Genomic DNA, 12,088 nt, shown 5'->3' with positions numbered 1-12,088 from the left:
GCTGGGGTGTCCTCAAGCGCCGGACGGGCTGAAAGATGCCCTCAATCGCCGGGCGGGCTTGGTTTGGCGGGCGCTGGGGTGTCTTCAAGCGGTGGACGGGCTGGAGGATGCCCTCAATCGCCGGGCGGGCTTGGTTTGGCGGGCGCTGGGTGTTCTTGATTGCTGGGTGGGCCTGATGTGGCCGACTGGGCTTGGGGTGGGGTCATGGCCTCACCGGGATCGGGACGCCCATGATTTCCCGGGCGTGGCGGGTCGGGGTCAGGCCCAGGCGCCAGGCCTGCCAGCCGTCCTCCAGGGCCACCCCTCGGTTCAGGACGACCCGGAACGCCTCCGCGCAGTCCTCCAGCTTGCCGTCCCGCGTCGGGTGGGCGGCCGCGATCAGCTCGGCGAGTTCCTGCTGGGCCACCACCGTGCCCACCTCGATGCCGCCCGGTGAGGCGTAGGGCAGCAGCGTGCAGCGCAGGAAGCGGGCCCAGTCCGCGCCCCGTGCGTCGCCGTACGAGTCGAACAGCTCCGCCGCCTCGCCGCACAGCTCGAGCGCCTGCGGCGCGCGATGGTTGCCCGCGTCGATCAGGGCCAGCTCCAGACACGTCCAGGCCTCCCCGTGGGCGACCCCGATGCGCCGGAAGTCGGCCCGGGCGTCCACCAGGAGCTGGCGGGCGAAACCGGAGTTGCGCAGGTTGCCCGTCTGCGCGGCCCGCTGGTCGCGGGTGACCCGGCCCGAGTGGTGCCGGGCGCACGCCAGACCGTAGACGTCCCGCATCCGGGAGAACATCGTGCGGGACCGCTCCAGCTGCCGCACCGCCTGATCGGTGTCGCCGGCCTCCTCCAGGGCCTGGCCCAGGTAGTAGAGCGTCCACGCCTCGCCCCGCGCGTCCTCGTTGTCGCGGTGCCGGGCCAGGGCCGCGTTCAGCTGCTCGACCGCGGGGGCCGGGTCTCCGGCCAGCAGCCGGGCGCGGGCCAGCTGGGTCAGCGCCCAGGCCTCGCCGCGCTCGTCCCGGGTGCGCCCGTACAGATCCAGGGCCGTACGCAGCGCGAGCTCGGCCCGCTCCACATCGCCCATCCGCAACAGCACCTGACCCAGCTGGAACTGCGTCCACGCCTCCCCGTGCAGCGACTCGCCCTCGCGGTGCAGGACCAGCGCCGTGTCCAGGAGCGTCAGCGCCTCGGCCGGGCGGGCCAGGTCGCGCTCCACCGCGGCCAGCGCGTGCAGCGACCAGGCCCGGTCCGCGGCCTGGTCGGCGGAGGTCTGCAGTCCGAGCGCCTCCCGCAGCCGCGCCGCCGCCTCCGTCAGATTGCCCTGGTGGTGCAGGGTGATACCGAGCGAACAGAGCGCCAGCGCCGTACCCGAGTCGTTCTGCGCCTCGCGGTACAGCCCCACGACGGAGGACAGCGTGGTGCGGGCCTTGTCCAGCTCGCCCAGCTGGCGGGCCGCGATACCGGTACGCCACTGCACCGACCGCTCCAGCAGTCCCTGGTCGACCGCCTGCGTCAACTCGCTGATCTCGCCCAGCCGGTAGAGGTCGCCGCGCAACAGGCAGTAGTCGCACAGCGCGCCCAGCAGATCGAGCACCGCCGCCTGGTCCACACCCTCGGCGTGCCGCAGCGCGGACGTGATGAAACTCGACTCCTCGTCCAGCCAGCGCAGCGCCGCGTCGAGCGAGGTGAAGCCGTGCGAGCCGAACTGCCCGGCCCGGGTGGACATCTTGCCGTCCACCATCCGGATCACCGCCCCGGCCAGCTCCGCGTAGTTCTTGATCAGCCGCTCCTGCGCGGCCGTGCGGTCGGCCGGTTCCTCCTCGTCGTGCAGCCGGGCCAGGGCGAAGCCCCGGACGAGGTCGTGCAGCCGGTAGCGCGAACCGCGTACGTGGTCCAGCAGTCCGGCCCCGGACAGGGCCGTCAGCAGCCGTTCGGCCTCCTGCTCGTCGGCCGAGAGGAGTGCGGCGGCCGCCGCGGCGCCCAGACTGGCCCGCCCGGCCAGCGCGAGCCGGCGCAGCAGCCGCCGCGCCGGCTCGGACTGGTCGGTGTAGCGCAGCCACAGGGCCCGTTCGACCGGCGGCACCGGGCCGTACGCGGCGAGGTCGGTGGCCAGCGCGCTCGGGGTGCGCGCCCCGAGCGAGGAGCCCGCGATCCGCAGCGCCAGCGGCAGTCCGCCGCACAGCTCGGTGATCGCCTCGCTCGACGGGTAGTCGTAGAGCCCCTGGTCCTCCTCCTGGGACGCCTCGCGCAGCAGTTCCTCCGCGCCCGCGCCGTCCAGCGCCCCGACCTCCAGCTGGTGCACCCAGGCCGGGAGGGAACCGGGCAGTTCGAGCGGTTCGCGGGCGGTGACCAGGACGAGGCTGTCGGAACGCTCCGGGATCAGCGTGCTGACCTGCTCCACGTCACTCGCGTCGTCGAGGACGATCGTCACGGGCGTCCCGGTCAGATGCTGGTGGTACAGCTCGCTGAGCCGGCGCACCTGCTGCTCGGCCGAGGTGCCCGCCGACCGGCCGCCGGATCCCCCGTCCCGGAACAGCAGCTGCTCGCGGGGCGCGCCGAGCCGGTTCAGCAGGTGGAGCAGTGCGTCCCGGGTCGGCAGCGGAGGTTCGCCGTCCGCGCTGCCGCGCAGGTCCACCACGCACGCGCCACGGAACTGGTCCTTCAGATCGTGCGCCGCCCGCACGGCGAGGGTGGTGCGGCCGGCGCCCGGCGGGCCGTGCAGCACGACCACGGTCGGCTTCGTCTCCGTCGACGCACGGGCCGCGTGCACCCACTGCCCGATCCGGGTCAGCTCGGCCCGGCGCCCGGCGAACCGGGCCTCGGGGGCCGGGAGATGGCTGAACGACTGGTCGAGGAGCGCGCGCATCCGCGCCGCCGCGCTGCGGTCCCCGCCGCGCAGGGTCGGGGCGGTCCGGGACTTGGCGGCGGCGGCCTTCTTCGCCGGGGTGCGGGACGAGGCGGTCAGCATCCGCTGCTGGTCGATGAAGGGCCGGATGCCCCGTACCTCCAGCGCTGTCAGCCACTGCAGCCTCAACTGCTCGGTGCCGCCCGGCTGTCCGAGGGCTCCGGCCCGGCGGGAGGCGGCCGGCCAGTGCGAGGCGGTGACCTTGGCGACGGTGGTGGTGGCGCCCGCGACCGCGACGACGGCCCCGGCGCCGAGCGCCAGGCCCGATGCCGTGCCGAGCGCCACGTCCGCACCGAAGGCGGCGGCGGCAGCAACTCCGGTGACCAGCAACGGCGTTCCCAGCGTCCGACGGTTGAACCGGTTCGCCAGCGGTGTCTGCCCGGCCGCCTCGGCGTCGAGCGCCTGGGCGTACGCGGTGTACTCCTCGTCCGCACCCGCCGCCATGGTGTCCAGGGCGCCCCGCGCACGCGTCATCAGCACTCCGGGGTCCGTCCGCCCGCCGGTGCGCCGCGCCTCCTCCTCCACGGCCCGCACCAACAGCCTCTCGGCGTCCGCCCGGTGGCTGTCCCGCATCCGCATAAGTCCCCCTCGGTTCCCACCCGTTCGCCGGCCCGGCACCCGGCCGCATGAAGTACCAGTCTCCTGCCTGGGGCCGGTGTGCAACAGGGAGTCCGCGAGACTGCGCCGACAGCCGTACCCAGGAAGCGGAACGCAGGATCATGACCACCGCGGCAAAGGTGAGCCGGCCGGCGGGTTCTCGGACGCCGGAGGCGACGGGTCACGGCCCGCGGGGGCGGTGCCCGCGGTGAGCGTCCGGCGCCGCGCTGACGTGACGGCACGTCCGCCGAATTCCGACGTGGAGGCATCGCCTGTTGAACAGTCAACGGCTAGTCCGGCACAGGGGCCACTAGGGGGGCAATTGGGGTTTGTCCACGCGGGCGGTGCGCCTAAGGTCTGCGTTCGAACGCGGTTGACGTTCAGCGACTCTTGGGGGAGGCGGCCACATCATGAGCGGGAACGGATCCTGGGCGGTTCGGTCCGACGGGAAGGCGGACGAGATCATTCTCGCCGTCGACTTTCCCGGCACGGGGCGACGAGAGGCCGGTTTCGCGGATCTGGCCGGGCGGCTGGATATTCCGTACGCCCTGTGGGAAACGCTGCCGCCTCCGTTGGCCTCCGGCACCACGCTGACCGGCGCCGAGTGGATCGACCGCTGGATGGCCGGGGTCGAGGAGAGCGGGCGTCCGGTGCGCGCCGTGCTGGGATTCTGCGCCGCCAGTCCCTACGCGGCCGTCCTGGCACACCGCGTCGGGGCGCTGCAGGGGAAAACGCCGCACGCGGTCTTCTTCGACCCGGACATTCCGCAGGAGTTCTTTCTCTACTGGCAGTACCAGCAGATCATGGAACGCTTCCTGCCGGACCTCACCGCTGAGGAAACCGCCGCCGCACGGCAGCGCGGTGAACAGGCGCGTGAACAGGCCGACGACCTCACCGACCTGGGCACACAGCTGAGTCGGCTCTTCCGCGAGTACGGCGAGCCTGCCTGCCGTAGGGCCGGTCTCGACGACGAGCGCACGGCGGAATTCCTCGGCGGCTTCACCACGTATGTGTCCTTCGTGTGCGGCTCCAGCCAGATCTCGGCGCAGGAGCCCGAGGCCCTGGTCGGCACCTGGTCCACCGCGACCGCCGTGACCTCCGCCGGCAGCGGCGACGCGGGCCGGCTGGTCGCCAAGGAGATGCCCTTCCCCGACATCGCCCACGTCGACCTGCTGGCTGCCGAAGAGGTGGGCGCCGCAGTCTCCGCCCTCCTGCGATGAAAACCGTCACCGACCGCGAGGACCACACCATGGCGAGCGAGGATGCCCGCCGGGCAGCCACGGCCGACATCGCGGCGCACGCTTCGACCGGTCCCGTGCGGCCGGTCCCCGGCACTCTGCTGCCCGATCTGTTCGGCGCTGCGGCCGCGGCGCGAGCCGACGCCACTGCCCTGGTCGCGCCGGACGCGACGTACACCTACGGCGAACTGCACGCTCGCGTGCAGCGGCTGGCCCGCAGGCTCCTCGCGGAGGGCGTCGGCGCCGAGGACCTGGTCGCCGTACTGCTGCCCCGCACCGCCGACTCGGTCGTCGCACTGCTCGCCGTGCTCACCGCGGGCGCCACCTATGTGCCGGTGGACAGCGGCTACCCGGAGAAGCGCATCGCCGGCATGCTCGCCGACGCGCGCCCCCGCCTGCTGCTCACCGCCCGAGACCTCTCCGCACGGCTCGCGCCGGACGTGCCCGCGCTGTGCCTGGACGACCCGGGCAGCGCCGCGGCGACGGACGCCCTGCCGTCCGGTCCCGTCGGGGACGCCGAGCGCACCCGGCCGCTCACACCGCACGACGCCGCGTACGTGCTGTTCACGTCGGGCTCGACCGGTCGCCCCAAGGGCGTGGTGGTCGAGCACCGCTCCCTGATGAACCTGCTCGCCTCGCACCGCGAGCTGTTCTTCGGGCCCGCGACCCGTCACATCGGACGCGAGCGGCTGTGTGTCGCACACACCGCCGCGCAGTCGTTCGACGCGGCCTGGGACCCGGTGCTGTGGCTGTTCGACGGACACGAACTGCACCTCGTCGACGACACCGTCCGCAAGGACCCGTCCCTGCTGGTCCGGCACATCACCGAGCACCGCGTCGACGTCGTGGAAACCACCCCCACCCTCGCCGAACAACTCGACCGCAGCGGCCTGTTCACCACCGGACTGCCCCACCGGCTCGGGGTGCTCGCACTCGGCGGCGAGGCCATCGGGCCCGCACAGTGGGACCGGCTGCGCGCCCTGCCGAACCTGCTGGCGCTCAACCTGTACGGGCCCAGCGAGTGCACCGTCGACGCGTTCGTCGCCCCGCTCGCAGAGTACCCGTCGCCGACAATCGGCCGAGTGCCTGTCCTCAACACGCGCGCCTATGTTCTCGACGAGCGGGGCCGGCCATGTGCAGCAGGCGAGACGGGAGAACTGCACCTGGCGGGAGCGGGAGTGGCCCGTGGCTACCACGGCAGGCCCGACCTAACCGCCGAACGCTTCGTGACTGACCCCCTGGGGCCCGACGGTGCCCGCATGTACCGCACCGGCGACCTCGTGAAGCAGTCCCCCGACGGCACCCTGGTCTTCGTGGGCCGCGCCGACGGCCAGGTCAAACTGCGCGGACAGCGGCTGGAGTTGGGTGAGGTCGAGCAGGCACTGCTTGGCAACGCCCGCGTTGCGCACTGTGCGGTGCTGCTCCATGGGGAAACCTCGGGCACCCAGCACCTCGTGGCCTACGTGGTCGGCGATGACTGCGTACCGGAGGAACTGCGGGCGTACGCCGCCGAGTCGCTGGCCGCCTACATGGTGCCGTCGGTCGTCATCGTCCTCGACGCCCTCCCCCTTTCCCCCAACGGCAAGCTCGACCGCCTCGCCCTGCCGGCCCCCGACTTCGGCGCACGAGCGGGCGGCGGGCGCGAGCCACGCACTCCGGGCGAGAAACTGCTGTGCCGGCTGTTCGTGGACATCCTGGGTATCGGGGACGCCGACGGGGCCGGGCCCGAGGACGACTTCTTCCAGCGCGGAGGGGACAGCATGGGCGCCATCCGCCTCGTCGCCGCCGCCCGCGAGGAGGGCCTCACACTGCGCCTCCAGGACGTCTTCGATCACCGCACGGCGGAGGCCCTGGCCGCGTTCGTCGCCGACCAGCTCTGAGGCCGCCCGGAGAAGGGCGGTCCGCGCCTCGCGCAGACCGTGGGCGCGCCAGTGACGCCGCCGAGGCCCGATTGGGGCGGCCCGGGAGGGAGCCCACCGGGACACGCGGGGCCGGTCCGACCCGGACGGACCGGACCGGCCCCGCAATCCCGGACAGCCGGCATCCGTTCAGTTGCCGGCCGGCACCCCGGCCACCGGCCAGGGGCCGCCGGTCAGGGCCTCGTAGAGGCGGCCGAGGCGCAGGAGCGTCTGCTCCCCGTGAGGCCGGCCCATGAACTGCAGGCCGACGGGGAGACCGGCCTCGGGAGAGTCGCAGGGCAGAGAGAGGGCGGGCAGCCCCGTCAGGCTCGCCGGGTGGGCGAATCGGGTGCTGGCGACGGGAACGACGTCCATGCCGCCGTCGGGCTGCGGCAGGAAGAACTCGCCGTGCGCGACCGGGGTGATGGCGACCGTCGGCAGGACGAACGCGTCGACGCCTTCGAACGCCTCCTGCCACTTGGCGTGCAGCAGCTGCCGGGTGCGCAGCGCGTCGATGTAGTCACGGGCCGGTACCAGCGCACCCTCCTCCAGCCGGTCGCGGGTCGTAGGGTGGAGCTCGGCACCGTCCCGCAGAGCGCGGCGGTGGTGGGCGCTCGCCTCCGCGGCCATGATCAGCGCAACGGCGGGCGACACCAGATCGGCCATCGGAAGGCTCACCCGCACGATGCGTGCGCCGTGCGCGGCGAGCAGGTCCACCCCGGCGGCGACACGCTCCGCCACGTCCGGCGCGCAGCGCGTGAACAGCGCGTCGTCGGGGACGGCGAGCGTCAGACCCTCCGCAGAGGCGGGCTCCGAAGCCGCCCCCGGCTCCGAGTGCGCGCCGGTTTCCCTGTGCGCGTCGGAGTCCCTTCTTGTCAGTGCCGCGAACGCCAGTGCCGCGTCGCCCACACTGCGGGACAGCACGCCCGGTGTGTCCAGTGACCAGGACAGCGGTGCCATGCCCTCACCCGGCAGCACTCCGTACGTGGGCTTCAGCCCGACCACCCCGCACATGGCGGCCGGGATACGCACCGAACCGCCGGTGTCGGTGCCGAGGGCGAGGGGGCCCATACCGGCCGCGACGGCCGCGGCGGCTCCGCCGCTGGAACCGCCGGCGGAGCGGTCGGGGCAGCGAGGGTTGCGCGTGCCCGGCGTGACGGTGCCGAACGCGAACTCGTCCATCTGCGTCTTGCCGAGGACGAGCGCCCCGGCCGACCGCAGCCGCGCGACCACCGCGGCGTCAGCGGCTGCGGGGGGCCCGCCCGCCCGGCGCAGCGCGGCGGAACCGGCCCAGGTGGGCGTGCCCGCCACATCGAAAAGATCCTTGACCGACACCGGCACCCCGTCCAGCGGCCCGCGCGGGCCCTCCTGGGCTATGCGCTTGGCGGCCCGCTCGGCCTCGTCGAGTACCGACTCCTCCAGGACGACGGTGTACGCGCCCACCTCGGGGTCGGCCTCACGGATGCGGGCGAGCACCTGCTGAGCGAGGTCGACCGGGCTCAGGCTGCCGTCGGCGATACGGGACGCCGCCTGCACCACGCTCAACTCATGTCCGGGGACAGCCGTTTCGGTAACGGCCCCGGTCTCTGTCATCGGCTTCATGCGCCTGTCACTTCCATTCGAGACGGAACGCTGGATGCAGCCGCTGCCCGTCCAGGTCGAGTGCCTCCAGAGCCCGGCCGGAGCCGAGGAGCCGGCCGCGCCGCGCTTCGAGGCCCGCCCACCGCTCCTCGGCCACCGTGAGCCGCGCCGCCTCGGCGAGCACGCCGACGGCGAACGTGGCGTCTTCCGCCGCGCCGCCGTCCGCTGCCGCGCTCTGTGCACCCATCACGCCCTGCGGGCCCTGCCCGCTGTGCGTACTCCGCGTTTCGTTCGACAATCCATTCTCCTGCGCTCGCGGCCGGATACGGCCGAGTCGATGTGATTGAGCCCCCACGAGCGGGAGCCCTCCCGCCCCTGTCGGCCTGTCACAGTCCCAAGTGGGTCCGGATGACGGCGAGAACGTCCGCTGAGCGGTCGTTGAGATAGAAGTGGCCGCCGGGGAAGACATGAAGATCGGTGGCGCCCTCGCTGTGGACGGACCAGGCGCGGGCCTCCTCCACCGTCGTCATGGGGTCGCCGTCGCCTGTCAGCACGGTCACCGGGCAGCGCACTCGGTCGCCGGGACGCAGCTCGTACGTCTCCACGGCGCGGTAGTCGGCGCGGATCGCGGGCAGCACCATCCGCACCAGTTCCTCGTCGTCGAGAACCTGCGCATCAGTGCCGCTGAGCCGGCGCACCCCCTCCAACAGGGCGCTGTCGGTCCGCTTGTGCATCTCCTCGCTCGGCCGGTGCGCGCTCGGGGCTCGCCGCCCGGACACGAACAGGCGCACCGGGCCACGGCCGGCCTCCTCCAGCCGGAGCGCCACCTCGTAGCCGAGGACCGCCCCCATGCTGTGCCCGAACACCGCGAGGGGCCGGTCGTCGCCGTCATCGACCGCGTCGGCGACACGGTCCGCCAACTCCCTCAGGTCTCCGAGGGGTTCCTCGGAGCGGCGGTCCTGGCGCCCCGGGTACTGCACGGCGAGAACGTCGGCGGCGGGCGCGAGCGCGGCTGCCACGGGCACGTAGTAACTGGCCGCGCCGCCGGCGTGCGGCAGGCACAGCAGGCGAACCCGCGCGTCGGGGGCGGGCCGGTAACGGCGTATCCAGACGCCGGTGTCCACTGCGGAGGTCATCGGGTCCTGCTTTCTGTCGGATCAAAAGAGTGCCACCGGGGTGGCCGTGTCTGCCTGGCCCGGACGCTTTCGACTCCGCGGACGCCTTGACGGCCTTCGCCGGCGTCGCCCGCTCCGAGAGAAAGAAGCACGTCCGGGCACTGATCCGTGACCGGGGGCGCCACCAAGGCACGCCCCCGGTCACGGAAGCCGTCTGACATCGGCGTCAGGAAGCGGCGAGTTCGGGGGCGAGCTCGTCCGCGAGGTGCGTGGCGAGCTCGACCGGGTCGAGGTGGTCGTAGATCAGAGTGGTGGGCAGTTCCAGCCCGGTGACCGCACTGAGGCGGTGCCCGAACTCGACTGCGGTGAGCGAGGCGAACCCGAGGTCCATGAAGTCGCTGTCGGCGGACACGGCGTCGGCCGACGTGTGTCCGAGCACTACGCCGACCTGCCCGCGCACCAGCTCCACCAGGGTCTCCAGCCGCTGGTCGGCGTCCCGTGCGGCGAGGACACGGCGCAGCGACTCGGGCCCGTCGATCCCGGACAGCAGGCCGTGCTCCCCCGACTCCCCGGCGGAGACCGCCGCGGCGAGAACAGCCCGCGCTTCGGGGATGCCCTCCAGGAGGCGCCTGCCGCGGCTGTGTGAGTGGGTGCCGGCGTACTGCGCCCAGTCCCGCCCCGACACGACCAGCAGAGCGTCCGCCCGTTCCAGGGCCAGGTCCAGCACGGCGAGGTCGAGCCCGTCGGGGTCGGCGGCGATCAGCCGTACCGGCGCTCGGTCAGCGGCCCGTTCCCGGGCCATGGCCTCCCACCAGCCGGCCAGCGCCGCGACGGCACCGGTGTCCGGGGCGCCGATCAGGGCGTCCGCGTCCACGGCGAGGAACAGGGCGACCGGGTCCACTGTGCCGGAAAGACCGGTCAGAGCGGGGAGTTCGGTGGCGCCCAGGATTTCGTTGAGCGCCTTGTCCAGCGGGCCGTCGGCAGCGGCGACGCGCGGTGCGTGCACCACGCCGGTCAGGGGACGCCCGTCGGGCAGCGATGCGGCGATGTGGGCCAGCGCCTGGCCGTCGGAGACGTCGCACATGATGTGGGTGATCCCGTCCACGGCGGGCTCCGGCGCACCTGCGGGCTCCGGCTCGTCCGGGGCGTTCGCCACGAGGACGTGCGGCGCACCGGAGGCGAGCAGACGGCGGGCCACGCGGTCCCGCCAGGTGCCGATGCCGCCGCTCACCAGGAGCGTGCCGCGCGAAGCGGATGCGGCGGTCCGGGCAGGACCGTCGGTTTCGTGGGCCGCACCGGTGGCCCTCAGACCGGTCGCCTTCATGAGCCGTCGGGTGAACACACCCGCGTCACGCACGGCCAGCTCGGTCTCCTCGACCGGGGCCGCCAGCACCTCGGCCAGCCGCCTCAGCACACGGTCACCGCACCGGGCGGGTACATCGATGACACCGGCCCAGCACACTTCGGTGGACTCCGCGAGCAGCCGGCCGAGGCCCCACAGCACGGCCTGGTCGGACGCGGTCACCCGCTCGGAGCCGCCCGTCGACACGGCCCCCGAGGTCAGGGACCACACGGGCACGGACGTGCCGGCGCCGGACAGTGCACGCAGCAGCGCCAGGGTGCCGACGGCCACCTCCCGGGCCGCCCCGGATCCGTCGGCCTGCCCGAGGCCGAGCAGCGACAGGACACCGGCGAGATCAGCGCCCTCCGTCACCAGGGACGACGCCTCGGCGGCGAGCGCGTCCTCCGAGTCCGCCCCCGGGGCACCCACGGTGACGAGCCGTACGTCGGCTCCCACGGCCCCCAGCGCCGAGGCGAGGCGCGTCACCAGGGCTTCGTCGCCGCCGATCCGCGCCGGTACGGCCAGTAGCCAGGTGCCTCGCAGCCGTGCCGCAGCGCCGTCCGGACGCCCGGCCGCGGCGGTCCAGCCGACGCGGTAGTGCGGAGCGGGAGCGGTGGGCCGCCGACGCCTCAGCCACGTAGCGAGGACCGGCAACGCCGCCTCGACCGCCGCATGTTCCTGCGCGGTGCCCACCTCGCCTTCGATCCCCAGCAGGGCCGCCAGCGAGCCCGGGTCCTCGTCGGCCACGGCCGCCCAGAAGGGGGCGTCGCAGTCCGGTGCCGCCGTGCCCTCCTGGGACGTGCCCGGGGCGACCGGGCCATCGGCCTCCTCCAGCGCCTCCGGATCCAGCCAGTAGCGCTTGTGCTGGAAGGCGTAGGTGGGCAGTTGGACGGGGTGGGCGTTGGGCAGGACGGTGGTCCAGTCGACGGGGGTTCCGGTCAGGTGGAGTCGGCCCACGGTGGTCATGAGGGCGTGTGTGTCGGTCTGGTCGCGGCGGAGTGCGGCCATGGCGGCCACGTCGGTTGTGAGGGTGTTTTCGACGAGTGGGGTGAGGGTGGCGTCCGGGCCGATTTCGATGAATGTGCGTGTGCCGAGTTGGTGGAGGGTTTGCAGTGCGTCGGTGAATCGGACGGTGGCGGGGATGTGGGAGACCCAGTAGGCGGGTTCGGCGATTTCGGGTCCCACGGTGGTTCCGGTGAGGGTGGATACGAAGGGGATTGTGGGTTTGTGGAAGGAGAGTTTTTCTACGACGTTTTGGAAGTCGTTGAGTATGGGTTGCATGAGTGGGGAGTGGAAGGCGTGGCTGACGGTGAGGCGTTTGGTTCGTCGGCCTTGGGTGGTGAGGGTGGTTGCGATGTGTTCGGTTTCGGTTTCGGTGCCGGATATGACGGTGGCTTGGGGGCCGTTGACGGCGGCGATTCCGACGTGGTTGG

Annotated in this window: 7 protein-coding genes; 2 read left to right on the top strand and 5 right to left on the bottom strand. The window is 73.1% G+C overall.

Features of this window, described 5'->3' with window-relative positions:
* Positions 1–202: 202 nt before the first annotated feature.
* On the bottom strand, positions 203–3,457 hold the full coding sequence (locus ACFVW8_RS28700; protein WP_389694977.1) for a tetratricopeptide repeat protein: 3,255 nt from the start codon (positions 3,455–3,457) through the stop codon (positions 203–205).
* 434 nt (positions 3,458–3,891) lie between these two features.
* Between ACFVW8_RS28700 and ACFVW8_RS28695 the strand changes: the two genes are divergently transcribed.
* Complete coding sequence (locus ACFVW8_RS28695) at positions 3,892–4,701, top strand: hypothetical protein (protein WP_389694975.1); 810 nt, start codon at positions 3,892–3,894, stop codon at positions 4,699–4,701.
* Complete coding sequence (locus ACFVW8_RS28690; protein WP_389694973.1) at positions 4,698–6,599, top strand: amino acid adenylation domain-containing protein; 1,902 nt, start codon at positions 4,698–4,700, stop codon at positions 6,597–6,599. Before ACFVW8_RS28695 ends, ACFVW8_RS28690 begins: the two co-directional genes overlap by 4 nt.
* Positions 6,600–6,767: 168 nt before the next feature.
* On the opposite strand, the gene ACFVW8_RS28685 is transcribed toward ACFVW8_RS28690, so the two are convergent.
* The 4 genes from ACFVW8_RS28685 to ACFVW8_RS28670 all read right to left on the bottom strand — a co-directional run bounded on the left by ACFVW8_RS28685 (position 6,768) and on the right by ACFVW8_RS28670 (position 12,041).
* The gene (locus ACFVW8_RS28685; RefSeq protein WP_389694971.1) at positions 6,768–8,219 is read right to left on the bottom strand and encodes an amidase; all 1,452 of its coding nucleotides are present in this window, start codon (positions 8,217–8,219) and stop codon (positions 6,768–6,770) included.
* A gap of 7 nt (positions 8,220–8,226) precedes the next feature.
* Entirely contained in the window at positions 8,227–8,496 is a 270-nt protein-coding gene (locus ACFVW8_RS28680; RefSeq protein WP_389694969.1) for a hypothetical protein, read from the bottom strand.
* 88 nt (positions 8,497–8,584) lie between these two features.
* Positions 8,585–9,334 (bottom strand): thioesterase II family protein, encoded by a 750-nt coding sequence (locus ACFVW8_RS28675; protein WP_389694967.1) that lies wholly within the window; start codon positions 9,332–9,334, stop codon positions 8,585–8,587.
* Between the two features lie 205 nt (positions 9,335–9,539).
* Entirely contained in the window at positions 9,540–12,041 is a 2,502-nt protein-coding gene (locus ACFVW8_RS28670) for an acyltransferase domain-containing protein (RefSeq protein WP_389695015.1), read from the bottom strand.
* Between the last annotated feature and the right edge of the window lie 47 nt (positions 12,042–12,088).

Source organism: Streptomyces sp. NPDC058221, from assembly GCF_042882365.1.
Taxonomy (GTDB): domain Bacteria; phylum Actinomycetota; class Actinomycetes; order Streptomycetales; family Streptomycetaceae; genus Streptomyces.
Note: the sequence above shows the minus strand (reverse complement) of the source record. Positions and strands in the feature narration are given on the sequence as shown.